Genomic DNA, 24,517 nt, shown 5'->3' on the forward strand with positions numbered 1-24,517 from the left:
CGATGCTCGCCAGGCGCCGTTCGCGCGCCCCTCGAAGAGACGAATACTCGCTATGTTTGAAAAAATCCTCATTGCCAACCGCGGTGAAATCGCGCTGCGCATCCAGCGCGCGTGCCGCGAACTCGGCGTCAAGACGGTGGTCGTCTACTCGGAAGCCGACAAGGAAGCCAAGTACGTGCGCCTCGCGGACGAAGCCGTCTGTATCGGCCCGGCCCCGTCGAACCTGAGCTACCTGAACATGCCCGCGCTGATCAGCGCCGCGGAAGTCACCGATGCCGAGGCGATCCACCCCGGCTACGGCTTCCTGTCGGAGAACGCCGATTTCGCGGAGCGCGTCGAGCAGTCGGGCTTCACGTTCATCGGCCCGCGTCCGGAAACGATCCGCATGATGGGTGACAAGGTCACCGCGAAGCAGACGATGATCAAGACCGGCGTGCCGTGCGTGCCGGGCTCGGAAGGCGCGTTGCCGGACGATCCGAAGGAGATCGTCAAGATTGCGCGCGCGATCGGCTATCCGGTCATCATCAAGGCGGCGGGCGGCGGCGGCGGGCGCGGGATGCGCGTCGTGCACACCGAGGCCGCGCTCGTCAACGCGGTCAACATGACCCGCGAGGAAGCCGGCCGTGCGTTCGGCAACCCGCAGGTGTACATGGAGAAGTTCCTCGAGAACCCGCGCCACATCGAGATCCAGGTGCTGTCGGACGCGTACAAGAACGCGATCTGGCTCGGCGAGCGCGACTGCTCGATGCAGCGCCGCCACCAGAAGGTGATCGAGGAAGCGCCGGCGCCCGGCATTCCGCGCCGCCTGATCGACCGCATCGGCGACCGCTGCGCGGACGCGTGCAAGAAGATGGGCTACCTCGGCGCGGGCACCTTCGAATTCCTGTACGAAAACGGCGAGTTCTACTTCATCGAGATGAACACGCGCGTGCAGGTCGAACACCCGGTATCGGAACTGATCACCGGCGTCGACATCGTGCAGGAACAGATCCGCATCGCGGCCGGCGAGAAGCTCACGCTGCGCCAGCGCGACATCCAGTTCCGCGGACATGCGATCGAATGCCGGATCAACGCCGAAGATCCGTTCAAGTTCACGCCGTCGCCGGGCCGGATCACGTCGTGGCATACGCCGGGCGGCCCCGGCGTGCGCGTCGACTCGCACGCCTACAATGGCTATTTCGTGCCGCCGAACTATGATTCGATGATCGGCAAGCTGATCACCTACGGCGCGACGCGCGAGCAGGCGATCAGCCGGATGCGCATCGCGCTGTCGGAAATGGTCGTCGAAGGCATCCAGACCAACATCCCGCTGCACCGCGAGCTGATGATCGACGCGAAGTTCGTCGAAGGCGGCACCAGCATCCATTACCTCGAAAACCGGCTCGCGCAGAAGCAGCAGGTCGCACCGGAAGAAGCGTAAGCATGAGTTATCGCGAACTCGTCGTCGAACTGGCCCGCGAGCATGCGGAGGCCCTGTCCGACGCACTGCTCGATCTCGGCGCGCTGTCGGTGTCCGTCGAAGATGCCGACGCCGACACGCCCGACGAACAGCCGCTCTTCGGCGAGCCGGGCCTCGTGCCCGATCGCACCGCGTGGCAGCACTCGCGCGTGGTCGCGCTGCTGTCGGCCGACCATGAGCCGGCCGTGCTGCTCGCGGCGGCCGCGAACGAAATCGGCATCGCCGAGACGCCGAAGTTCGTCGTGCGCGAAGTCGAGGAGCAGGACTGGGTGCGGCTCACGCAGTCGCAGTTCGAGCCGATCCCGATCGGCGAGCGGATCTGGGTCGTGCCGTCGTGGCACGATGCGCCCGATCCTGATGCGCTCGTCCTCGAGCTCGACCCCGGCCTCGCGTTCGGCACCGGCAGCCACCCCACCACCCGTCTGTGCATGGAGTGGCTCGAGCAATCGGTGAAGCCCGGCCAGTCGGTGCTCGACTACGGCTGCGGCTCGGGTATCCTCGCGATCCTCGCGAAGAAATGCGGGGCGAACCCCGTGATCGGCATCGACATCGATCCGCAGGCAGTCGAATCGGCGCGCCAGAACAGCGAACGCAATCGGGCGGAAGTCACGTACGGGCTGCCCGATGCATGCCCGGACGGCGAATTCGACATCGTTGTCGCGAACATCCTGTCGAACCCGCTGAAGCTGATGGCATCGATGCTCGCATCGAAGGTCAAGCCGGGCGGGCGCATCGCGCTGTCGGGCGTGCTCGCGCGCCAGGCGGACGAAGTTGCGGCCGTTTATGCGCGCTACGTCGACATCTCGGTCTGGCGCGAACACGAAGGTTGGGTATGCCTCGCCGGAACCCGCCGCGAAAGCCATTAGAATAGCGCTGTCCTTCACTCTGGCCAGCAGGCCGCCCGGCTCGACATGCTTCTTGCGACGCGCTGCCCTCATTGCGAAACCGTCTTCCGGCTGCAGCAGGAACAGCTCTCGCTGCATCAGGGGCTCGTGCGCTGCGGGCATTGCCACGAAGTCTTCAACGCTTCCGAATCGCTCGTTCCCGAGTATGCGCAGCAGCCCGAGCCGGCCTTGACGGAACCGGCTGCCGCGCCGCATGGCGGCGACGCATACCCGCCGGCCGCCCCGGCTCGGCTGTTCGCCATCGACGCGCCGCCCGAATTGCGGACCGACACCGATTACAAGCCGGAAGGCTGGGACATGTGGGCGCCGTGGCTCGACGCCGGCGTCGATCCGTCGCTGCAGCACAGCGTCGAGACCGTGCGCACCGAGCCGCTGATACCGCTCGCGCTGCCGTCCACGGAAGCCGGCGTCGTCCACCTGTCGGGTACGCCCGCGCCGTTCGCGACCTCTCCGGCCGAGCTCGATTCATCGGCTGCCGTCGAGCAACCGGCCGAACCGCATTCGCCGCAAACGCGGCACGATCTGCACGAAACCGAAGAAGCCGCGCCCGCGCCCGTCGAGCACGACCCGCGCGAGCCCCGCTTCGTCGCCCATCTTCCGGCGGAAACGGAAATCGCCGCCGAACCGGCCGAACCCGTCGGCCACGCGCCCTTCGCCGTGCCGGACGACGAACGCGCACCGCGCGAACCGCGCTTTGCGTTCACGCCCGCACCGGCCGTCACCGACGCCGAAACCGCGTCGGAACCCGATACCTTCGCCCGGCACGACATGGCCCCGGCCGCAGCGGCAACCGATGAACCGGCCGCCCAACCTGCCGTCCAACCGGTCGTCCCGTTCCCCGCCGCCCTGACCGACGACGATCGTCCGCCCTTCGCCGTCACGCGCGAGACGCGCGCGCCGCAGCGACGCGGGATGCTCGGCGGCTTTTTCGGCGGCCTCGTCGCGGCCGCGCTGGTCGGGCTGCTCGTCGTGCAACTGGCGTGGTGGCAGCGCGAGACGCTGATGATCTACTGGCCCGTCACGCAGGGCTGGTTCCGGCAGGCCTGTGCGCCGCTCGGCTGCACGGTCACGCCGCCGCGCGCGATCGACGGGCTGCGGCTCGACGCGACCGACCTGCGCCAGCTCGACGGGCCGCGCGAGCTCGAACTGAAGGTGCCGCTGACGAACCGCTACCGCGTCGCGCTCGCGTACCCGTCGCTCGAACTCACGCTGCTCGACGACACCAATCACGTCACCGTGCGCCGCGTGCTCGCGCCGCGCGACTACGTGCGCCCGGGCACGCCGATCGACGCCGGGCTGCCGCCCGGCACGACGCAGACGATGGTCGTCCGCCTCGAAACGAACGGCACGCCCGCCTCGAATTTCCGCGTCCAGATCTTCTATCCGTGACGCGCCGCGGCGCGCCTACGCGCCGTCTCAACCCGCGCGCCCGAGCGGCGCGCTATTTCGGAGCACGAACATGAGCAAAGTTACGCTGGGTGGCAACCCGATCGATCTCGCCGGCACGTTCCCGGCCGTCGGTGCACAAGCCGCCGATTTCAAGCTGGTCGGCAAGGACCTCGCCGACCTGTCGCTCGCCAGCTTCGCCGGCAAGCGCAAGGTGCTGAACATCGTGCCGAGCCTCGATACGCCGACCTGCGCGACGTCGACCCGCAAGTTCAACGAAGCCGCGTCGTCGCTCGACAACACGGTGGTGGTGGTCGTGTCCGCCGACCTGCCGTTCGCCGCCACGCGCTTCTGCACGACCGAAGGCCTCGAGAACGTGGTGACGGCATCGACGTTCCGCACCGGCCGCGCGTTCGCGAACGCATACGGCGTCGACGTGACGAGCGGCCCGCTGAACGGCCTGACCGCACGCGCTGTGGTCGTGCTGGACGCGCAGGACAAGGTGATCCACGCGGAACTCGTCGGCGAAATCAAGGACGAGCCGAACTACGATGCAGCGCTCGCCGCACTGAAGTAAGCTTTCTTCCGCTTTCCCCTGCCGCGCCGCGCCCTTCGCGCGGCGTTGTCGCGCAGGGCCCCTCATTTCTACAGGAACGCACACCTTGGCTACGCTGATTTGCGGCTCGATCGCCTACGACTCCATCATGACCTTCGAAGGGCGGTTCCGCGAGCACATCCTGCCCGACCAGGTGCACCTCATCAACCTGAGCTTCCTCGTGCCGACGATGCGCCGCGAATTCGGCGGCTGCGCGGGCAACATCGGGTACGCGCTGCACCTGCTCGGCGGCGACGCGCGCATCATGGGCACGATGGGCGCGCTGGATGCGCAGCCGTATCTCGACCGGCTCGACCAGCTCGGCCTGCGCCGCGACCACGTTCGCGTGCTGCCCGATACGTACACCGCGCAGGCGATGATCACGACCGATCTCGACAACAACCAGATCGCGGCGTTCCACCCGGGCGCGATGATGCAATCGCACCTGAACCACGCGGGCGACGCGCCGGACATCAAGCTCGCGATCGTCGGCCCGGACGGCTTCGACGGGATGGTGCAGCACGTGGAAGAGCTCGCCAAGGCCGGTGTGCCGTTCGTGTTCGATCCGGGCCAGGGCCTGCCGCTGTTCGACGGTGCGACGCTGCGCCGCAGCATTGAACTTGCGACCTATGTCGCGGTCAACGACTACGAGGCCAAGCTGGTGAGCGACAAGACGGGATGGTCCGAAGATGAAATCGCCAGCCGGGTCGACGCTCTCGTCATCACGCGTGGCGAGCACGGCGCGACCATCCGCCACAAGCAGGGTGCGGAGCAGATTCCGGTCGTGCCGGCCGAGCGCATCGCCGATCCGACCGGCTGCGGCGACGCCTTCCGGGGCGGCTTGCTGTACGGCATCGAGCATGGCCTCGACTGGGCAACCACCGGCCGCCTCGCAAGCCTGATGGGCTCGCTCAAGATCGCCCATCAAGGGCCCCAGACTTACGTACTGACACGCGCCGAAATCGACGCACGCTTCGAGACTGCATTCGGTTACAGTCTCAAATGAATATTGTGGGAGAGCAAAGATGTTGACGAAAAAAACCCTCACGCTCGCGGCCATGCTGACGGCCACGCTGACCCTCGCCGGCTGCTTCACGGCACCCGGTTCGGCGGATGTCTATAGCGTCGGCCAGGCGCAGCGCGAACAGACGGTCCGCATGGGCACGGTCGAAAGCGTCCGTGCGGTGCGCATCCAGTCCGACGGCGGCGGCAGCGCGATCGGCACGCTCGGCGGCGGCGCACTCGGCGCGGTCGCGGGCAGCGCGATCGGCGGCGGCAAAGGCTCGATCCTGACGGCGATCGCCGGCGGCCTCGTCGGGGCGGTCGCGGGTAACGCGGTCGGCGAAAACCTCAGCACGGCGAACGGTGTCGAAATCACCGTGCGCCTCGACAACGGCGATCTGCGCTCGATCACGCAGGCGGCAAACGGCGAAGCGTTCCGCGCCGGCGAGCGCATACGCCTGCTGTCGAGCGGCGGCGTCACGCGCGTCACGCACTAACCGGTATCCTCAGCACGCGGCGCAAGCCGCAGTCGAACGCATGTGCGAAGCCGCACATGCGTTTTTTTTCGTCCGCCCGTTCTTGTCCGCGCGCGCGTCGGCCAGCCCACCGGCGACCCATACGGACGAAAAAAATCCCGCCACCTGAGCCAGATGGCGGGACTGATTGAGTAGCGCTACTCAACCCACGGACACCACGTGAGTGTCCGGGTGATGCTGCTCAGCCGCGATTACGGACGGCTGCCGGTCGGGAACGGCCATGCTGCTGCCGGGTTGAGCGCGGTCTTCACGCCCGATGCCGGCGCAACCGATGCGGTCGACGCGGTCGTTGCCGGTGCAGCCTTCTTCACGACGGCCTTCTTCGGCGCAGCAGCCTTCTTCGCCGGTGCGGCAGCCTTCTTCGCAGGGGCAGCCTTCTTGGCGGGCGCAGCCTTCTTCGCGGCAGCCTTCTTCGCAGGCGCGGCCTTCTTGGCAGCAGCCTTCTTCGCCGGCGCAGCCTTCTTGGCAGCAGCCTTCTTCGCCGGTGCGGCCTTCTTCGCAGCAACCTTCTTCACTGCGACTTTCTTGGCTGCAACCTTCTTCGCGGCGGCCTTCTTGGCCGGTGCTGCCTTCTTTGCAGCAACCTTCTTCACCGCGACTTTCTTCGCTGCGACCTTCTTGGCTGCAACCTTCTTCGTTGCGACCTTCTTGGCTGCGACCTTCTTTGCAGCGGCCTTCTTCGCCGGTGCTGCCTTCTTCGCGGCAACCTTCTTCACCGCGACCTTCTTCGCAGCAACCTTCTTCACTGCGGCCTTCTTCGCCGGAGCAGCAGCCTTCTTCGCAACGGTCTTCTTGGCAGCAACCTTCTTAGCAGCCGGTTTCTTCTTGGCAGTAGCCATGTTGTTCTCCTTCAGGTTCAGATGAGAGTCAGTTCAAACTACACCCTTCGTCAAAACCCGCTTCCCGCGGACGCTGTTCAGGACGTGCGCTTCGAAGCGGGCTATTCATCGGCGTACGCAGGTACCGCGCGCTTACGCTAATGAATACGGTATGGCGCGCGTGACCGCCCGGCCTCGCGCGCCAAATCAAGTCGGTAGCCGGCGCACCTCGCGCCGCTACCCCTAATCGCTTGATCAAGCGGACCGCCACACGGCCGTCCGCTTTTTCCGGAGGGAAGTTTGCCCATCCCACTGAAGGGTTCGCAAAGTGCCTGTCGTATCGTTGGGCCGTTAAGGCACCGGGCATGCTTTGCATCAGGCGTTCTTGCTCCTAAACCTTGGGCCGGGGCCGAGAGGCGACCGGCTGCTCCATCATGTAACGGGTTCGCTGCTGCGGGTTATTCCCAGGACAGCGCGCCCCCCGTCTGATACTCGATCACACGCGTCTCGAAGAAGTTGCGTTCCTTCTTCAGGTCGATCATCTCGCTCATCCACGGGAACGGGTTTTCCTCGTTCGGATACAGCGGGTCGAGGCCGATCTGCTGGCAACGGCGGTTGCTGATGAAGCGCAGATAGCTCTTGAACATCGACGCGTTCAAACCCAGCACGCCGCGCGGCATCGTGTCTTCGGCGTAGCGGTATTCGAGTTCGACAGCCTGCTTGAACAGCTCGCGGATCTCGGCGCGGAATTCCGCGGTCCAGAGATGCGGGTTCTCGAGCTTGATCTGGTTGATCAGGTCGATGCCGAAGTTGCAGTGCATCGACTCGTCGCGCAGGATGTACTGATATTGCTCTGCAGCACCCGTCATCTTGTTCTGGCGGCCGAGTGCCAGGATCTGCGTAAACCCGACATAGAAGAACAGGCCTTCCATGATGCAGGCGAACACGATCAGCGACTTCAGCAGCTTCTGATCCGCTTCGAGCGTGCCGGTCTTGAAGGCCGGGTCCGTCAGCGTATGAATGAACGGGATCAGGAATTCGTCCTTCGCGCGGATCGACGTGACCTCGTGGTACGCGTTGAAGATCTCGCCTTCGTCGAGACCGAGCGATTCGACAATGTATTGGTACGCGTGCGTGTGGATCGCTTCTTCGAACGCCTGGCGCAGCAGGAACTGCCGGCACTCGGGCGCCGTGATGTGGCGGTACGTGCCGAGCACGATGTTGTTCGCCGCGAGCGAATCGGCCGTCACGAAGAAGCCGAGGTTGCGCTTCACGATGCGGCGCTCGTCCTCGGTCAGACCGTTCGGGTCCTTCCACAGTGCGATGTCGCGGGACATGTTGATTTCCTGCGGCATCCAGTGGTTCGCGCAACCGGCCAGATACTTTTCCCACGCCCACTTGTACTTGAACGGCACCAGCTGATTGACGTCAGTCTGGCCGTTGATGATGCGCTTGTCGGCGACATTGACCCGCGCTTCCGTACCGCCGGCGGGAACAGCCGATGCTTGCGGCGGCACCGCAAGATCGCCTTCGAAAATGTCGCGGACCTGATGGGCGGCAGGCGACGCAGCCTGCATTCCGACAGCCACTCCTGCGGGGGCGCGCATCGCATTGTGCTGCGCTCCGCTCGCGGGAGTTACGGCAGTCTTCTCGTCATCCCAGTTGAGCATAAATTCTCACCATCAATTTAGAACGGTTTGTACCATCTTTTCCTGAGCGATAAAAGGGTTCGCTCACGAAAAATCCTTTTTTCGATTCGCGTTGCGACCTCGATACAACACTTTGAGCAACGCATCGTCGTTCATGCAGCGCGCGATGTGAGTCGCGCTTGTATCGCGAGGTGCGCTCGACGCATCGAACGCTGATCGAAACGCGACGCCGTCGGGGATGTTTCGATCGCTTGTCGCTGCCTGCAACGCAGGTGTCGCGTTACAGATTCCTTATCATTTTTTTAGTTGAGAGCGGCGCACACTTCAACCTCGATCGGTCGTCGTGTGCGCCGCGCGGGCCTGCTTCTCAGGTCAGGCGCGCTGCGTTACTGGCACGCTTCGCATTCGTCGAAGCCGGGATCGCCCGGACGCATCGTGCACACCGGACCGTCTGCTTCGACCGGCGCGAGTGCCGGCGCCGCGTTGAGCGCACCCGACGATGCATCGCCGCCTGCCGCACCGAAGCCGCCCGCTGCGCCTTGCGCGCCGCCGCTGCCCGAGCCGCCGCTGCCTGCACCGCCCGTCGGCACTGCGTTCAGCGCGCCGTGTGCGACCGTCGACTTCTCGACGTGCGTCGCCGCCATCGTGCGGAGATAGTAGGTCGTCTTCAGGCCGCGCAGCCATGCGAGCTTGTAGGTCTCGTCGAGCTTCTTGCCCGACGCGCCGCCCATGTAGATGTTCAGCGACTGCGCCTGGTCGATCCACTTCTGGCGACGCGATGCCGCTTCGACCAGCCACGTCGGGTCGACCTCGAACGCGGTCGCGTAGATCGCGCGCAGGTCGGCCGGGATGCGGTCGATGCGCGACAGCATGCCGTCGAAGTACTTCAGGTCGGCGACCATCACTTCGTCCCACAGGCCGCGTTCCTTCAGGTCGCGGACGAGATACTCGTTCACCACCGTGAATTCGCCCGACAGGTTCGACTTCACGTACAGGTTCTGGAAGGTCGGCTCGATACAGGCCGACACGCCGATGATGTTCGAGATCGTCGCCGTCGGCGCGATCGCGACGCAGTTCGAATTGCGCATGCCGTGCGTGGCGATCCGCGACCGCAGCGTCGTCCAGTCGAGCGATTCCGACGTGTCGACCTCGACGTAGCCGCCACGCGCTTCGGCCAGCAGCTTCAGCGTGTCCTGCGGGAGGATGCCGCGATCCCACAGCGAGCCGCGGTAGCTCGAGTAGCGGCCGCGTTCCTCGGCCAGTTCGGTCGACGCGTGGTACGCGTAGTAGCAGACGGCTTCCATCGAACGGTCGGCGAACTCGACTGCTGCTTCCGACGCGTACGGCGTACGCAGCAGGTGCAGGCAGTCCTGGAAGCCCATGATGCCCATCCCGACCGGGCGGTGCTTCAGGTTCGAGTTACGCGCCTTCGGCACCGCGTAGTAGTTGATGTCGATCACGTTGTCGAGCATGCGCATCGCGACGCTGATCGTGCGCTTCAGCTTGTCGTGGTCGAGCGCGTAGCTGCCGTCGGCCTGCTTCACCAGGTGGGCGACGAGGTTCACCGAACCGAGGTTGCACACCGCGATTTCGGTGTCGCTCGTGTTCAGCGTGATTTCCGTGCACAGGTTCGACGAGTGGACGACGCCGACGTGCTGCTGCGGCGAGCGGATGTTGCACGGATCCTTGAACGTGATCCACGGGTGGCCCGTCTCGAACAGCATGCCGAGCATCTTGCGCCACAGCTGCGCCGCCGGGATCTTCTTGAACAGCTTGATCTCGCCGCGCGCGACCTTGTCTTCGTAAGCCGTGTAAGCCTTCTCGAAATCGGCGCCGAACTTGTCGTGCAGGTCCGGGCAGGTCGACGGCGAGAACAGCGTCCAGTCGGCGCCTTCCATCACGCGCTTCATGAACAGGTCGGGAATCCAGTTCGCCGTGTTCATGTCGTGCGTACGGCGACGGTCGTCACCGGTGTTCTTGCGCAGCTCCAGGAACTCCTCGATGTCGAGGTGCCACGATTCGAGGTACGCGCAGACCGCGCCCTTGCGTTTGCCGCCCTGGTTCACCGCGACGGCCGTGTCGTTCACGACCTTCAGGAACGGGACCACGCCTTGCGACTTGCCGTTCGTGCCCTTGATATGCGAGCCGAGTGCGCGCACGCGGGTCCAGTCGTTGCCGAGGCCGCCGGCGAACTTCGACAGCAGCGCGTTTTCCTTCAGCGCTTCATAGATGCCGTCGAGATCGTCCGCGACCGTCGTCAGGTAGCACGACGACAGCTGCGAGCGGTGCGTGCCCGAGTTGAACAGCGTCGGCGTCGAGCTCATGAAGTCGAAGCTCGACAGCACGTTGTAGAACTCGATCGCGCGCGTTTCGCGGTCGATCTCGTTCAGCGACAGGCCCATCGCGACGCGCATGAAGAATGCCTGCGGCATTTCGATGCGGGCGCCTTCGACGTGCAGGAAGTAGCGGTCGTACAGCGTCTGCAGGCCGAGGTAGCCGAACTGCAGGTCGCGGTTCGCGTCGAGGGCTTCGCCGAGGCGCTTCAGGTCGAACTGCAGCAGCTTGTCGTCGAGCAGGCCGGCGTCGACGCCGCGCTTCAGGAACTGCGGGAAGTATTCGGCGTAGCGGGTCGACATATCGGCCTGCACGACTTCCTCGCCGAGGATCTCGCGACGGATCGTGTGCAGCAGGATGCGGGCCGTGACCTGGCTGTACGCCGGATCCTTTTCGATCATCGTGCGCGCCGCGAGGATCGCCGAGTCGTAGACCTGGCTCATCGGCACGCCGTCGTACAGGTTCTTCACCGTCTCCGCGACGATCGGGTCAGGGTTAACCGCAGCGCCGAGGCCGTCGCACGCCGACACGATCAGCGCGCGCAGCGCGTTCAGGTCGAGCGGGCGCGTGACGCCGTTGTCGACGACGTTGATGCCGGTCGACTCGCCGCCCGCTGCCGCCGCTTCCTCGCCCGCATGCTGGCGCTCGAGGTGACGCTTCTCGCGATACAGCACGTACGCACGCGCGACGTTGTGCTCGCCGCCGCGCATCAGCGCGAGTTCGACCTGGTCCTGGATGTCTTCGATATGGAACGTACCGCCGTTCGGGCGGCTGCGCACGAGCGCGCGCACGACGTTGTGCGTCAGTTGTTCGACCTGCTCGCGTACGCGCGCCGATGCCGCGCCCTGCCCGCCATTGACGGCCAGGAAAGCCTTGGTCACCGCGATCGCGATCTTCGAAGGTTCGAACGACACCACGCTGCCGTTGCGGCGGATCACCTTGTAGTCGGCGAACGTGGCCTGCGGCGCGAGCGCCTTCGCGCCCTGTTCGGTCCCGCCGAGCGGACGGCTCGAGGCGCTCTCGTACTGGGACGTCGCGTTGTCGGTGGTTTGCATGTGCAAAGCTCCTGGTGTTGGATGGTGCGGAGAGAACCGCGGATTAAAACGAACGCTGCGCAATGCGGTGCGCGAGCGGTAAGAGGCGAGCGATGCGCCGGGGAAGCCGGTTCGGTCGATGCGCGACAACCCGGCCGGTCGTGTGCTTCATCATGTATACCCTGCCCCGTCGATGTTCGCTGCGCTGATCGCGACGCCCGGACCGCCCGGCCTGACGCGCCGCCCTGAGAACCCTGTCCGCCGACGTTGCCCGCCGGCCGGTGCCGCTCGGGTTTCCCCTGCGACACACACTATATCTAGTACAGAAATGCTCAGCTGGCACCAAGTATAGTGGACATTCGGAGGACGTCCAAACGGATAATTTGCGATAGAGGTCTTGACATCGCTCACGCGCAGACACGGCAAGGCATTGGTCGGAGAAAAAACTTTCTCCGCTCAAAAAACCCCGCGATCAGTGCTGACGGAAAGGAAAGTATTCGGCGGAAAAACCGGCATCGCTCGCGAAGCGTTGCCAATCGAAGTGCGGGCCCGGGTCGGTCTTGCGGCCCGGCGCGACGTCCGAGTGCCCCGCGAACGCGTCGACCGGATAGCGCGCGGCGAGCGCGCGGGAGAGCGCGGCGAGCACCGCGTATTGCGCATCGTCGAACGGCACGTCGTCCGCGCCTTCGAGCTCGACGCCGATCGAGAAGTCGTTGCAGCGCGTGCGGCCGAAGTACTCGGACGAGCCCGCGTGCCACGCGCGCTCGTCGCACGACACGAACTGCACGAGCTCGCCGCCGCGGCGAATCAGGAAATGGGCGGACACGCGCACGCCGCGCAGGTGGCTCTGGTAATAGGGGTGCGCATCGCAGTCGAGGCGATTCAGGAACAGCGCCTCGATCGCGTCGCCGCCGAATTCGCCGGGCGGCAGGCTGATGTTGTGGACGACCACGAGCGTCGGCACCGCACCCGCGGGCCGCACCTCGAAGTTCGGCGACGGCGCATGGCGCGCTTCGCGCACCCAGCCGTTCGCGTCGACCGACAACACCGGCGCGTCGCTCATCGCGCGTCGCGGCCGTCCACGCGCGCGGCGTGGCGCCGCGCATGCTCGGCGCTGCAGAAGTATTCGCCGCTCGCGGCGACGGCGTCGCCCTTCGGCGCATGCACGCCGCATTCGGCGCAGCGCACCATCGGCTCGGGCAGCGACCGCGCGTCGCCGTTCGGGCGCGCGGCACCCGCGCCCGCACCGGCGCCGGACGCACCGTCGTAACCGGCGCCGCGGCCGGCGCGTGCCTGCGCCTGTTCCTGCGCGTGACGCAGCTTGCGCGCGAGCCACGAACCCGCGAAGAAGAGAAGGATCAGGAGAAGAATCTGTCGCATCGGAAACCTGCGGTCAAACCACGGAGCGGTGCAGCAGCACCTCGAAAACGAACCGGCTGCCGACATACGCGAGCAGCAGCGCGGCGAACGACACGAGCACCCAGCGCGCGGCACCGCGGCCGCGCCAGCCCGACGTCTTGCGGGCCACCAGCAGGCCGCCGAACATCAGCCACGACAGGATCGCGAACACGGTCTTGTGATCGAGCCGCAACGCGCGCGCATCGACCTGCTCGCTGAACAGGATGCCCGACGCGAGCGTCAGCGTCAGCAGCACGAAGCCGGCGCCGATCAGGCGGAACAGCAGCTTCTCGAGCGTGAGCAGCGGCGGCAACGTTTCGAGCCAGCTCGCGATCCAGCCCGTCGAGCCGTCGCGCCCGCCGCTGCGCAGCGACTGCAGGCGCCGCTCGACCATCAGCATCAGGATCGCGTGCAGCGCGGCGATCGCGAACAGCCCGTATGCGATGTTCGCGATCAGGAAATGCAGCTTGAACAGCGGCGCTGCGGCATAAGGAAGCACCCGCACGCCGCCGAACACGAGCGGCAGCAGCGACGCGCCGCACGCGAGCGGCAGCACCAGCAGGCGCAGGCTGTCGAGCGGGAAGAAGAAGCTCTCGATCCAGTAGATGCCGGCGCCGAGCCAGAACATCGCGGACAGCGCGAACGCGAAGCCGAACACCATCGCGTCGTTCGGAAAGATCGTCATGTGGAGCAGCACGCCGTGCGCGAGCAGCGCAGCGAACAGCAGCGCGCGGCCGGCCCCGCTCATCCCGGACGCGGCGGACGCGGGAACCGGCACGGCCGGCACGCTCGCGACGAGCGGCGTCGCGCCCTGACGGTGCGCGCGCCAGCCGGCGACGGCGAGGCCGCCGTACAGGAATGCGGTGAGGGCATACAGTACAATATCCATGTTCGAAGTTTACACTAGGCCCCCTTCCCGCGACGGCTCCCTTTGTTCGGTCCGCCGCGCCTTCGGGCCCCACTGTCCATCGCTCCCCATGCTCGACAATCTCACTCAACGGATGGCGCGCGTCGTCAAGACGCTGCGCGGCGAAGCCCGGCTCACCGAGGCGAACACGCAGGAGATGCTCCGCGAGGTGCGTCTCGCGCTGCTGGAAGCCGACGTGTCGCTGCCGGTCGTCCGCGAATTCATCGCCAAGGTCAAGGAAAAGGCGCTCGGCGAAGAAGTGATCAGCAGCCTGTCGCCGGGCCAGGCGCTCGTCGGCGTGGTCCAGAAGGAACTGACCGCCGTGATCGGCGGCGACTACGAAGGCAAGGCCGCCGAGCTGAACCTCGCGGTCACGCCGCCCGCCGTGATCCTGATGGCCGGCCTGCAGGGCGCGGGCAAGACCACGACCGTCGGCAAGCTCGCGAAGCTGCTGCGCGAGAAGTACAAGAAGAAGGTGCTCACGGTGTCGTGCGACGTGTATCGCCCGGCCGCGATCATGCAGTTGAAAACGGTGAGCGAACAGGTCGGCGCCGACTTCTTCCCGTCCACGCCGGACCAGAAGCCCGTCGACATCGCGGTCGCCGCCGTCGACTGGGCGAAGCGCCACTACCATGACGTGCTGATCGTCGACACGGCCGGCCGCCTCGGCATCGACGAAGCGATGATGCAGGAAATCGCCGCGCTGCACGGCGCGCTGAAGCCGGCCGAAACGCTGTTCGTCGTCGACGCGATGCTCGGCCAGGACGCGGTCAACACCGCGAAGGCGTTCAACGACACGCTGCCGCTCACCGGCGTCGTGCTGACCAAGCTCGACGGCGACTCGCGCGGGGGCGCCGCGCTGTCGGTGCGCCACATCACGGGCAAGCCGATCAAGTTCGTCGGCGTCGCCGAGAAGCTCGACGGCCTCGAGGTGTTCCACCCCGACCGGATGGCGAACCGGATCCTCGGCATGGGCGACATCCTCGCGCTCGTCGAGGAAGCGCAGCGCGGCGTCGATGTCCAGGCCGCGCAGAAGCTCGCCGACAAGGTCAAGAAGGGCGGCGATTTCGACCTGAACGATTTCCGCGCGCAGATCTCGCAGATGAAGAACATGGGCGGCCTGTCGTCGCTGATGGATAAACTTCCCGCGCAGTTCCAGCAGGCGGCGGCCGGCGCCGACATGGGCCAGGCCGAGAAGTCGATCCGCCGGATGGAAGGCATCATCAGCTCGATGACGCCCGCCGAGCGCGCGAAACCCGAAATCATCAAGGCGACGCGCAAGCGCCGCATTGCCGCCGGCGCGGGCGTGCCGGTGCAGGAAGTCAACCGGATGCTGAACCAGTACGACCAGATGCGTACGATGATGAAGAAGCTGAAGGGCGGCAACATGCAGAAGATGATGCGCGGCCTGAAGGGCATGATGCCCGGCATGCGCTGATTCCGCCCGTCGGCCGGCGCGCGGGTTTTTGCCGTAGCGCGCGCCTGCCGTTCTGCCTCATCCTTATTTGTATACCGACTGCCCGCCAGAACACATGAACCGCGAAGAAGCCCTCCACATTTTCGACCACTCCGAAGAGATCGTCTCGGCCGACGCCGTCAACGCGTCGATCTCGAAGATGGCCGACGCGATCCGCGCCGAGATCGGCGACGCGTTCCCGCTCGTTCTCTCGGTGATGGGCGGCGCCGCGGTGTTTACCGGGATGCTGCTGCCGCATCTCGATTTCCCGCTCGAATTCGACTACATCCACCTGACCCGCTACCGCAACACGACGCAGGGCAGCCCGGAGATGCACTGGCGCGTCGCACCGCGCGAATCGGTGAAGGACCGCATCGTGCTCGTACTCGACGACATCCTCGACGAAGGCGAGACGATGGCCGCGATCCGCGACCGCATTCTCGACATGGGCGCGCAGCGCTTCATGTCGGCCGTGCTGTGCGAGAAGACGCTCGCGAAGGCGAAACCGCTGCACCCCGACTTCTGCGGTTTCTCGGTGCCGGACCGCTACGTGTTCGGCTGCGGGATGGACGCGAAGGGCTACTGGCGCAACCTGCCGACGATCCGCGCGCTGACCGCGAACGTCTGATCGCGGCGCTGCCCGCTCTCTACCCGCCATATAAATAGAAAGCGGCGCCCCGGTTTCCCGGAGCGCCGCTTTTTTGTGCGCGCGCCGCCTGCCCTATAACTGGTGCACGAACGCGCGGATGCCCGCCAGCAGCATCTCGACCGAGATCGCGACCAGCACGAGGCCCATCAGCCGCTCGAACGCCGCGACCGTCCGTTCGCCGAGCCACTGCTGGATCCGCTCGGCCAGCACCAGCGTGATCGCGCAGACGATCATCGTGACCGTCAGCGCGCCGACCCACTCGAGCATCTTGCCGGGCGCCTGCGACGTCATCAGCATCACCGTCGCGAGCGCGGACGGCCCGGCCAGCGCCGGAATCGCGAGCGGCACGATGAACGGCTCGCCGCCCGCGCGCGGATCGCTGCCGAGCGCGCCGTCCGGATGCGGGAAGATCATCCGCAGCGCGATCAGGAACAGCACGATCCCGCCGCCGAGCCGCAGCGACAGGTCGGTGAGGCTCATCATCCGCAGGAAGCGGTCGCCGACCAGCATGAAGAACAGCAGGATCACGAACGCGATCCCCACTTCACGCAGGATCAGCTTCACGCGCCGCTCGCGCGGCACATCCCGCATCGCCGTAATGAACAGCGGGATGTTGCCGAGCGGATCCGTGATCAGCACGAGAAGCACGGTGGCCGACAGGAACGTGTATTCCATCGTGTCGCCCGGTCGCCGCGCTTAGTGTGCGAGCGCGGCGCGGATCTTCTCGGCGACCGCCGCCGCGGCCGTGTCGGCCGGCAGCAGCGTCGCTTCGGCATCGCGGCGGCCCTGGTACTCGATCTTGCCTTCCTTCAGGCCGCGCTCGCCGATCACGAGGCGATGCGGCACGCCGATCAGCTCCCAGTCGGCGAACATCACGCCCGGGCGCTCACCGCGATCGTCGAGGATCACGTCGATGCCGGCCGCGACGAGTTCCGCGTACAGCTTGTCGGCCGTCTCGCGCACCATGTCGCTGCGGTCATAGCCCATGGGGCACAGCACGACCTCGAACGGCGCGATCGACTCGGGCCAGATGATGCCGCGGTCGTCGAAATTCTGTTCGATCGCCGCGCCGAGAATACGCGTGATGCCGACGCCGTAGCAGCCCATCAGCATCGGCTGCGGCTTGCCCGACTCGTCGAGGAACGTCGCGCCCATCGCTTCCGAGTACTTGGTGCCGAGCTGGAACACGTGGCCGACTTCGATGCCGCGACAGATGTCGATCGCGCCCTTGCCGTCCGGCGACGGGTCGCCCTTCTTCACGTTGCGCACGTCGGCGACTTCCGGCTCCGGCAGGTCGCGGCCCCAGTTCACGCCGGCGATGTGATAGTCGACCTCGTTCGCGCCGACGACGAAGTCGCTCATGTTCGCGACCGTGCGATCGGCGATCACCTTCACCGGCTTCTTCGTGGCGACCGGGCCGAGGTAGCCCGGCGGCGTGCCGAACCACTCGACGATTTCCTGCTCGGTCGCGAAGCGGTGGTTCTTCAGGCCCGGCAGCTTCGACACCTTGATCTCGTTCAGGTCGTGATCGCCGCGCAGCATCACGAGCCAGATGGTCGGCTCGGCGCCTTCGTTGTCGGTCGCGAGCACGATCGACTTGATCGTGCGCTCGAGCGGGATCGACAGCAGTTCGGCGACGGCCTCGCACTTCGCCTTGCCGGGCGTCGCGACCTTTTCCATCGCTTCGGCCGGCGCCGCGCGCTCGGCAATCAGCGGCAGCGCTTCGGCCGCCTCGACGTTCGCCGCGAATTCCGACGTCGGGCAGTACGCGATCGCGTCCTCGCCGGTATCGGCGATCACGTGGAACTCGTGCGAGAAGTTGCCGCCGATCGAGCCGCTGTCGGCCGCGACCGCGCGGAACTCGAGGCCGAGGCGCGTGAAGATGCGCACGTACGCGTCGTACATCTTGCGGTACGACTCGTTCAGGCCCGCCGCGTCCTTGTCGAACGAGTACGCGTCCTTCATGATGAATTCGCGGCCGCGCATCACGCCGAAGCGCGGACGGATCTCGTCGCGGAACTTCGTCTGGATCTGGTAGAAATTCACCGGCATCTGCCGGTAGCTCTTGATCTGGTTGCGCGCGATGTCGGTGACGACTTCCTCGTGCGTCGGCCCGATCACGAAATCGTTGTCCTTGCGGTCCTTGAAGCGCAGCAGCTCGGGGCCGTACTGCTCCCAGCGGCCCGACTCCTGCCACAGCTCGGCCGGCTGCACGGCCGGCATCAGCAGCTCGATGGCGCCCGCCCGGTTCATTTCCTCGCGCACGATCGCCTCGACCTTGCGAATCGAACGCAGGCCGACCGGCAGGTAGTTGTAGATGCCGCCGGCGACGCGGCGGATCATGCCGGCGCGGACCATCAGCTTGTGGCTGACGATCTCCGCGTCGGCGGGTGCCTCTTTAAGGGTGCCGATAAAGAAACGGGAAGCTTTCATGCGGACGGTTCCAAAAACGGCGCCCCCAGGCGGGGCGCCCGAAAAAGTTTCAAGGTGAAAAAGCGACGCGCCGCGAACGACGATGGCGCAGATGACGTAGCAGACTAATCAGGGACAATTCAGCCGGTGTACCCCGTGCGGATTCGCTCCGTCACGGTGCGCAGCGCCCGTTATCTGTTTATAATCAAAGCAATTTTAAAGGATTCGAAGGTGGTTGTATGCTGGATCGTGAAGGCTTTCGCCCGAACGTCGGCATCATCCTCTTGAACGCGCGCAACGAGGTGTTTTGGGGCAAGCGGCTCCGCGAGCATTCCTGGCAGTTTCCTCAAGGTGGGATCAAGTACGGCGAGACCCCCATGCAGGCGATGTACCGGGAACTGCACGAGGAAACGGGCCTGCATCCGGAACACGTCAAGATAATCGGCCGCACCCGCGACTGGTTGCGTTACGAGGTGCCTGACAAGTTCATCAAACGCGAAGTACGCGGTCATTACCGCGGCCAGAAGCAGATCTGGTTCCTGCTGCGGATGGTTGGACGCGATTGCGACATTTGCTTGCGCGCGACCGACCACCCGGAGTTCGATGCGTGGCGCTGGAACGAGTATTGGGTGCCGCTCGATGCGGTGATCGAGTTCAAGCGGGATGTCTATCAGTTGGCGCTGACGGAACTGTCGCGCTTCCTGCGCCGCCCGGCGCAGCGAGCCGAGAAGCCGCGCGGGCCGCGTGTGTCGCGCTATCCGCGCGTCATTGGCGCACAGGCCCAGACGCTGACGATTGTCGACACATCGGTAGTCTGTTCGGAGATCGAAGTGGAAGCGAGCACGCTCGACGAGATGCCGCCCCACGTGATCGTCGGCAAATGACGAGTCGGACTGCATGACCGGGCGCGACCTTGGTGTCGCGCCCTTTTTTTACGAGGAATGCATATTGAAAGCGATTGCTCTCGCGCTCGCATCGATCGCCGCGATGGCCGCCCTGGCCGGCTGCGCGAACTCGAAAGCGCCGTCCAACAAGGATGACAGCGAGTTCGTGTACCTGCTCGACCGCCAGGGAACCTGGAAGGAAAACGCCGTCGACACGCTGCCGCCGCTGCCGCAAACAGGCGATCTGCTGCCGTTCAACGTGTCGCAGAACACCCCGCTCAAGTTCTTCGTCGATGCGAAGTCGCTCGACGTCGGCAGCGACGGCGTCGTGCGCTACGCAGTCGTCATCACGAGCCCGGCCGGTGCGCGCAACGTGAACTACGAAGGCATCCGCTGCGACACCTACGAATGGCGCCAGTACGCCGGCCTGAACTCGGACCACAACGGCTGGGACCGCACCGTCGAGAACGACTGGCGGCGCATCGAGAACGGCGAGCTGAACGCCTACCACTCCGCGCTCTACCAGGACTACTTCTGTTCGAACAAGATGCCGCAGGGCTCGACCCGGCAGATTCTCGAAAACATCCGGTTCCACCGCACCGCGATGACGCAGTTGCGCTGACGGCACGCGATGCGGGTTGCCCGCATCGTCCCGCGCATGAAAAAGCCCGCATCGCGCGGGCTTTTTCATTTGAACGACAGAACCCGGCCGGCGATCACACCAGCACGAGGTTGTCGCGATGAATCAGTTCGGGCTCCAGCATGTAGCCGAGCACGGTCTCGATCTCGCCGCTCGGCTTGCGGTGAATTAGCTTCGTTTCCGCACTGCTGTAGTTCGTGAGCCCGCGCGCCACCTCGCGCCCGTCCGGGCCGACACACGCGATCACCTCGCCGCGCGCGAACGCGCCGTGCACGTCGATCACGCCGATCGGCAGCAGGCTCTTGCCGCCGGCCGTCAGCTTCTCGACCGCACCCGCGTCGATCACGACATGGCCGCGCACCTGCAGATGGTCGGCCATCCATTGCTTGCGCGCCGCCATCCGCGCGGTCCGTGCGATCAGTTGCGTGCCGATCGCCTCGCCGGCCGCCAGACGCACGAGCACGTCGGACTCCCGGCCGCTCGCGATCACGGTATTCGCGCCGCTGTGCGCCGCACGCTTCGCCGCGAGGATCTTCGTCAGCATCCCGCCGCGACCGAGACTCGAGCCGGCCCCGCCCGCCATCGCCTCGAGCTCCGGTGCGCCCGCATTGGCCTCGCCGACGAGCGTCGCATTCGGGTCCTTGCGCGGATCGGCCGTGAACAGCCCCGACTGGTCGGTGAGGATGATCAGCGCATCGCCTTCGATCAGGTTCGCGACGAGCGCGCCGAGCGTGTCGTTGTCGCCGAACTTGATTTCGTCGGTGACGACCGTGTCGTTTTCGTTGATGATCGGCACGACGCCGAGCCGCAGCAGCGTGAGCAGCGTCGATCGCGCATTCAGGTAGCGCTCGCGGTCAGCCAGATCGGCGTGCGTGAGCAGGATCTGCGCGGTGCGGATGCCATGCTCGGTGAAGCGGCTTTCGTAGACTTGCGCGAGCCCCATCTGGCCGACCGCGGCGGCGGCCTGCAACTCGTCGATTTCCCGCGGCCGCTTGCTCCAGCCGAGCCGCTGCATGCCTTCGGCAATCGCGCCCGAACTGACGAGCACGACTTCCTTGCCCTGCGCACGCAGCGCAGCGATCTGGGCTGCCCAGCGGCCGATTGCAGCATGATCGAGCCCCTTGCCGTCGTTGGTCACGAGGCTGGAGCCCACCTTCACCACCAATCGCTTCGAATCCGCGATGATCGAACGCATCCTGCACTGTCTCCTGTATCTGATGCCTGCCCGGCCGGGCGCGATTGAACGCCAACGCCGGGCGGCACGCCCGGCGCGTTACCGAACACCGTTCAGGCGTCGTCGCCCGGCGCCGCATCGCCCTTCGCCGGCGGCGCATCGCGGAAACGCACGTCCGCCGCGAGATCCTCCGCCTCCGCCGCGCGATGCGCGTCCGAATGTTCGGAGAGATAGTCGTAGATCGCGTAGCACAGCGCTTCGCAGCCCTGGCCCGTCAGCGCCGAGATCTCGAACACGGGACCGTCCCAGCCGAAGCGGTCGAGGAAATCCGCGACGCGCGACGCGCGCTCGTCTTCCGGCACCATGTCCAGCTTGTTGAGCACGAGCCAGCGCGGCTTCTCGTAGAGCGCCTCGTCGTACTTACGCAGCTCGCCGACGATCGCCGTCGCTTCCGCGACCGGATCGACGCTTTCGTCGAACGGCGCGAGATCGACCAGATGCAGCAGCACGCCGGTACGCTGCAGGTGGCGCAGGAATTGATGCCCAAGGCCCGCGCCTTCGGCCGCACCTTCGATCAGCCCCGGGATATCGGCGATCACGAAGCTCTTGCTCGGGCCGACACGCACCACGCCGAGATTCGGCGCAAGCGTCGTGAACGGGTAGTCGGCGATCTTCGGCCTCGCATTCGATACCGACGAGATGAAGGTCGACTTGCCCGCGTTCGGCATGCCGAGCAGGCCGACGTCGGCGAGCACCTTCAGCTCGAGCTTCAGCATGCGCCGCTCGCCCGGCTTGCCGTCCGTCTTCTGGCGCGGCGCGCGGTTCGTGCTCGACTTGAAATGCAGGTTGCCGAGACCGCCGGCGCCGCCCTGCGCGAGCATCACCTGCTGGTCGTGCTCGGTCAGGTCGGCGATCAGCTCGCCCGTATCCATGTCGCTGATGATCGTGCCGACCGGCATGCGCAGCGTGACATCGTCGCCGCCCTTGCCGTAGCAATCCGAGCCGCGGCCGTTCTCGCCGTTGCGCGCGAGGTGCTTCTTCGCGTAACGGTAGTCGATCAGCGTGTTGATGTTGCGGTCGGCGATCGCGTAAACGCTGCCGCCCCGGCCGCCGTCGCCACCGTCCGGCCCGCCGAACGGGACGAATTTCTCGCGGCGCATCGACGCGCTGCCATCGCCTCCGTCGCCGGCGATGACTTCGATTCGTGCTTCGTCAATGAACTTCATTCGTCACTCCGCCCAGTATTTCCGCTATTGTGCCGCGCGCCGGCACGCTTGAACAATCTGCCGTTCGGCCGATCGTACGCCGGTTGCGCGAGGGTCGCCGGGCGCATGTGCGTGCCGGCGACCGAATAAAAAAAGGCCCCGCTAAGACTGCGGGGCCTTTCGGCTACGAAGCCCGTGGGTGCCTGACTTAGGCAGCCGCCGGGACAACGATGACCAGATGCTTCTTGTCCGCGCCCTTCGTCGCGAACTTGACGTGACCGTCGACCAGCGCGAACAGGGTGTGATCCTTGCCCATGCCGACGTTCTCGCCTGCGTGCATGCGCGTACCGCGCTGACGCACGATGATGCCGCCGGCATTGATCGCCTGGCCGCCGTACACTTTCACGCCGAGACGTTTCGACTCGGAGTCGCGGCCGTTCCGGGAAGAGCCGCCTGCCTTTTTGTGTGCCATCTGATTGCTCCTTAACCGAGGCGCTTACGCGTTGATCGCGTCGATGCGCAGCTCAGTGTAGTTCTGGCGGTGGCCGCCATGCTTTTGGTAGTGCTTCCGGCGACGCATCTTGAAGATGGTGACCTTGGCATGACGACCGTGCGACACAACGGTGGCCTTGACGGAAGCCCCACTGACCAGCGGCGCACCGAACTTAATCGATTCGCCTTCGCCCACTGCGAGAACCTGGTCGAGCGTGATTTCAGCGTCAATGTCAGCCGGTATCTGTTCTACTTTGAGTTTTTCGCCAACGGCAACCTTGTACTGCTTGCCGCCGGTTTTTATGACCGCGTACATTGAGAACCTCACTCTGGATCCAATTTTTCCGCACACCACGCGCGGAAAACACGTGATTATACATGGGGTTAGCACCCAAGTCAAAGCCGATCGACAATTGCCGCGCGCGGGCCTCGGCCGGACGGCCAAAATCGCGCCGCGGCGCGTCTGACAGACCGGCATATCGCGGATTCGACTTATAATCCGCGGCATCACCCAATTCCATCATCATGTCGTCGTCCACCGCCTCCCCCACCCTCAGCGCCGCCCACCTGCTCGCCCCGATCACCAGCGACATGGAGCAGGTGAATCGCGTTATCCGGCAAAGCCTCGCGTCCGACGTGCTGCTGATCAACCAGATCGCCGAGTACATCATCGGCGCGGGCGGCAAGCGGCTGCGTCCGGCGTTGCTGCTGCTCGTCGCCGGCGCGCTCGGCGAAACGTCGCATCAGCGGCACGTGCTGGCCGCCGTCGTCGAGTTCATCCACACGGCCACGCTGCTGCATGACGACGTCGTCGACGAATCCGAGCTGCGCCGCGGCCGCCAGACCGCCAATGCGCTGTTCGGCAACGCGGCGAGCGTGCTGGTAGGCGATTACCTCTACTCGCGCTCGTTCGAGATGATGGTCGGCGTCGGCAAGATGCGCGTGATGGAGATCCTGTCCGAAGCAACGACGATCATTTCGGAAGGCGAGGTGCTGCAGCTCCTCAACATGCACGACGCGGACGTCGACGAAGCGCGCTACATGCAGGTGATCCGCTACAAGACGGCGAAGCTGTTCGAGGCGTCGGCGCGCTTGGGCGCGGTACTCGCGGGCGCCGATGCACCGACCGAGGCCGCCGCCGCCGAATACGGCCGCCGGATCGGCACCGCGTTCCAGATCATGGACGACTGGCTCGACTATGCCGGCACCGCCGAGGCGATGGGCAAGAATGCCGGCGACGACCTGCGCGAAGGCAAGCCGACGCTGCCGCTCATCTATCTGATCGAGCGCGGCACGCCCGAACAGTCGGCGCTCGCCCGCGAGGCGATCGAACACGGCGGCACCGATCGCTTCGACACGATTTTCGAAGCGATCACACGCTCGGGCGCGCTCGATCACACGCTCGAATGCGCGCGTCAGGAAGCGCAGGCGGCAGCAGCGGCGATTGCCGCGTTTCCTGATTCGATCTACAAGGAAAGCCTGCTCGGGTTGTGCTCATATTCGACGTCGCGGCAATCGTAAACACGCCGCGAACGGGAAGCGATGCCTTGTCTCAAAAATTTTCTTCATCCAAGTATTCCCT

General features: G+C 65.6%; 24 protein-coding genes. 11 read left to right on the forward strand and 13 right to left on the reverse strand.

Annotated features, from left to right (window positions below; all coding sequences use genetic code 11):
- The first annotated feature begins 52 nt into the window (after positions 1-52).
- From accC to HWW87_RS13455, 6 genes are all read left to right on the forward strand, one after another.
- The gene (gene accC, locus HWW87_RS13430) at positions 53-1,420 is read left to right on the forward strand and encodes an acetyl-CoA carboxylase biotin carboxylase subunit (protein WP_174429958.1); all 1,368 of its coding nucleotides are present in this window, start codon (positions 53-55) and stop codon (positions 1,418-1,420) included.
- 2 nt (positions 1,421-1,422) lie between these two features.
- A complete protein-coding gene (gene prmA / locus HWW87_RS13435; protein ID WP_034186386.1) occupies positions 1,423-2,325 on the forward strand; it encodes a 50S ribosomal protein L11 methyltransferase in 903 nt (300 codons plus the stop codon).
- Between the two features lie 45 nt (positions 2,326-2,370).
- Positions 2,371-3,753: a zinc-ribbon and DUF3426 domain-containing protein gene (locus HWW87_RS13440; RefSeq protein WP_175820604.1), complete on the forward strand. Its 1,383-nt coding sequence runs from the start codon at positions 2,371-2,373 to the stop codon at positions 3,751-3,753.
- 70 nt (positions 3,754-3,823) lie between these two features.
- Positions 3,824-4,327, forward strand: coding sequence for a thiol peroxidase (tpx, locus tag HWW87_RS13445; protein ID WP_027783488.1), 504 nt, complete (start codon positions 3,824-3,826; stop codon positions 4,325-4,327).
- An 85-nt stretch (positions 4,328-4,412) separates the two neighbouring features.
- Positions 4,413-5,351, forward strand: coding sequence for a carbohydrate kinase family protein (locus tag HWW87_RS13450; RefSeq protein ID WP_006490717.1), 939 nt, complete (start codon positions 4,413-4,415; stop codon positions 5,349-5,351).
- Between the two features lie 19 nt (positions 5,352-5,370).
- Positions 5,371-5,844: a glycine zipper 2TM domain-containing protein gene (locus tag HWW87_RS13455; protein ID WP_174386130.1), complete on the forward strand. Its 474-nt coding sequence runs from the start codon at positions 5,371-5,373 to the stop codon at positions 5,842-5,844.
- A 230-nt stretch (positions 5,845-6,074) separates the two neighbouring features.
- Here the strand turns inward: HWW87_RS13455 and HWW87_RS13460 are convergent, their stop codons facing one another.
- From HWW87_RS13460 to ccsA, 7 genes are all read right to left on the reverse strand, one after another.
- The gene (locus HWW87_RS13460) at positions 6,075-6,722 is read right to left on the reverse strand and encodes a histone H1-like DNA-binding protein (protein ID WP_011544526.1); all 648 of its coding nucleotides are present in this window, start codon (positions 6,720-6,722) and stop codon (positions 6,075-6,077) included.
- A gap of 28 nt (positions 6,723-6,750) precedes the next feature.
- Complete coding sequence (locus tag HWW87_RS13465) at positions 6,751-7,077, reverse strand: hypothetical protein (protein WP_084044093.1); 327 nt, start codon at positions 7,075-7,077, stop codon at positions 6,751-6,753.
- A gap of 82 nt (positions 7,078-7,159) precedes the next feature.
- Positions 7,160-8,371: a ribonucleotide-diphosphate reductase subunit beta gene (locus tag HWW87_RS13470; protein WP_089499592.1), complete on the reverse strand. Its 1,212-nt coding sequence runs from the start codon at positions 8,369-8,371 to the stop codon at positions 7,160-7,162.
- A 365-nt stretch (positions 8,372-8,736) separates the two neighbouring features.
- The gene (locus HWW87_RS13475) at positions 8,737-11,739 is read right to left on the reverse strand and encodes a ribonucleoside-diphosphate reductase subunit alpha (RefSeq protein ID WP_175820605.1); all 3,003 of its coding nucleotides are present in this window, start codon (positions 11,737-11,739) and stop codon (positions 8,737-8,739) included.
- 451 nt (positions 11,740-12,190) lie between these two features.
- Positions 12,191-12,781, reverse strand: a complete 591-nt coding sequence (ampD, locus tag HWW87_RS13480) for a 1,6-anhydro-N-acetylmuramyl-L-alanine amidase AmpD (RefSeq protein ID WP_175820606.1) — start codon at positions 12,779-12,781, stop codon at positions 12,191-12,193.
- On the reverse strand, positions 12,778-13,098 hold the full coding sequence (locus HWW87_RS13485; RefSeq protein WP_175820607.1) for a PP0621 family protein: 321 nt from the start codon (positions 13,096-13,098) through the stop codon (positions 12,778-12,780). Before HWW87_RS13485 ends, ampD begins: the two co-directional genes overlap by 4 nt.
- A 13-nt stretch (positions 13,099-13,111) precedes the next feature.
- Positions 13,112-14,005 carry a cytochrome c biogenesis protein CcsA gene (ccsA, locus tag HWW87_RS13490; protein ID WP_174429966.1) on the reverse strand — a complete coding sequence of 298 codons (894 nt, stop codon included), beginning with the start codon at positions 14,003-14,005 and terminating at the stop codon, positions 13,112-13,114.
- Positions 14,006-14,093: 88 nt separating this feature from the next.
- On the opposite strand from ccsA, the gene ffh reads away from it, so the two are divergent.
- Both ffh and HWW87_RS13500 read left to right on the forward strand, forming a co-directional pair.
- A complete protein-coding gene (gene ffh / locus HWW87_RS13495; protein ID WP_175820608.1) occupies positions 14,094-15,461 on the forward strand; it encodes a signal recognition particle protein in 1,368 nt (455 codons plus the stop codon).
- Positions 15,462-15,555: 94 nt separating this feature from the next.
- Positions 15,556-16,107 carry a hypoxanthine-guanine phosphoribosyltransferase gene (locus tag HWW87_RS13500; RefSeq protein WP_006489240.1) on the forward strand — a complete coding sequence of 184 codons (552 nt, stop codon included), beginning with the start codon at positions 15,556-15,558 and terminating at the stop codon, positions 16,105-16,107.
- Positions 16,108-16,200: 93 nt separating this feature from the next.
- Here HWW87_RS13500 and HWW87_RS13505 read toward each other — a convergent pair whose 3' ends face one another.
- Together HWW87_RS13505 and HWW87_RS13510 are read right to left on the reverse strand one after the other, a co-directional pair.
- Positions 16,201-16,803 (reverse strand): MarC family protein, encoded by a 603-nt coding sequence (locus HWW87_RS13505; protein WP_089466621.1) that lies wholly within the window; start codon positions 16,801-16,803, stop codon positions 16,201-16,203.
- Between the two features lie 21 nt (positions 16,804-16,824).
- Entirely contained in the window at positions 16,825-18,561 is a 1,737-nt protein-coding gene (locus HWW87_RS13510) for a proline--tRNA ligase (protein WP_175820609.1), read from the reverse strand.
- Positions 18,562-18,779: 218 nt separating this feature from the next.
- Here HWW87_RS13510 and HWW87_RS13515 point away from each other — a divergent pair, with 218 nt between their 5' ends.
- Both HWW87_RS13515 and HWW87_RS13520 read left to right on the forward strand, forming a co-directional pair.
- On the forward strand, positions 18,780-19,424 hold the full coding sequence (locus HWW87_RS13515; RefSeq protein ID WP_006476994.1) for an RNA pyrophosphohydrolase: 645 nt from the start codon (positions 18,780-18,782) through the stop codon (positions 19,422-19,424).
- A gap of 13 nt (positions 19,425-19,437) precedes the next feature.
- Positions 19,438-20,046: a CNP1-like family protein gene (locus HWW87_RS13520; protein WP_175820610.1), complete on the forward strand. Its 609-nt coding sequence runs from the start codon at positions 19,438-19,440 to the stop codon at positions 20,044-20,046.
- 94 nt (positions 20,047-20,140) lie between these two features.
- Here HWW87_RS13520 and proB read toward each other — a convergent pair whose 3' ends face one another.
- The 4 genes from proB to rplU form a co-directional block, all read right to left on the reverse strand.
- Complete coding sequence (gene proB, locus HWW87_RS13525; RefSeq protein ID WP_175820611.1) at positions 20,141-21,259, reverse strand: glutamate 5-kinase; 1,119 nt, start codon at positions 21,257-21,259, stop codon at positions 20,141-20,143.
- 92 nt (positions 21,260-21,351) lie between these two features.
- The gene (gene obgE / locus HWW87_RS13530; RefSeq protein WP_175820612.1) at positions 21,352-22,464 is read right to left on the reverse strand and encodes a GTPase ObgE; all 1,113 of its coding nucleotides are present in this window, start codon (positions 22,462-22,464) and stop codon (positions 21,352-21,354) included.
- A gap of 187 nt (positions 22,465-22,651) precedes the next feature.
- Positions 22,652-22,915 carry a 50S ribosomal protein L27 gene (gene rpmA, locus HWW87_RS13535; RefSeq protein ID WP_006476999.1) on the reverse strand — a complete coding sequence of 88 codons (264 nt, stop codon included), beginning with the start codon at positions 22,913-22,915 and terminating at the stop codon, positions 22,652-22,654.
- A gap of 24 nt (positions 22,916-22,939) precedes the next feature.
- Positions 22,940-23,251 carry a 50S ribosomal protein L21 gene (gene rplU, locus HWW87_RS13540; protein WP_027783472.1) on the reverse strand — a complete coding sequence of 104 codons (312 nt, stop codon included), beginning with the start codon at positions 23,249-23,251 and terminating at the stop codon, positions 22,940-22,942.
- 209 nt (positions 23,252-23,460) lie between these two features.
- On the opposite strand from rplU, the gene HWW87_RS13545 reads away from it, so the two are divergent.
- Complete coding sequence (locus HWW87_RS13545) at positions 23,461-24,456, forward strand: polyprenyl synthetase family protein (protein ID WP_175820613.1); 996 nt, start codon at positions 23,461-23,463, stop codon at positions 24,454-24,456.
- The last annotated feature ends 61 nt before the right edge of the window (positions 24,457-24,517 follow it).

The sequence above is a fragment of the Burkholderia sp. BCC0419 genome, from assembly GCF_902830285.1.
GTDB lineage: Bacteria > Pseudomonadota > Gammaproteobacteria > Burkholderiales > Burkholderiaceae > Burkholderia.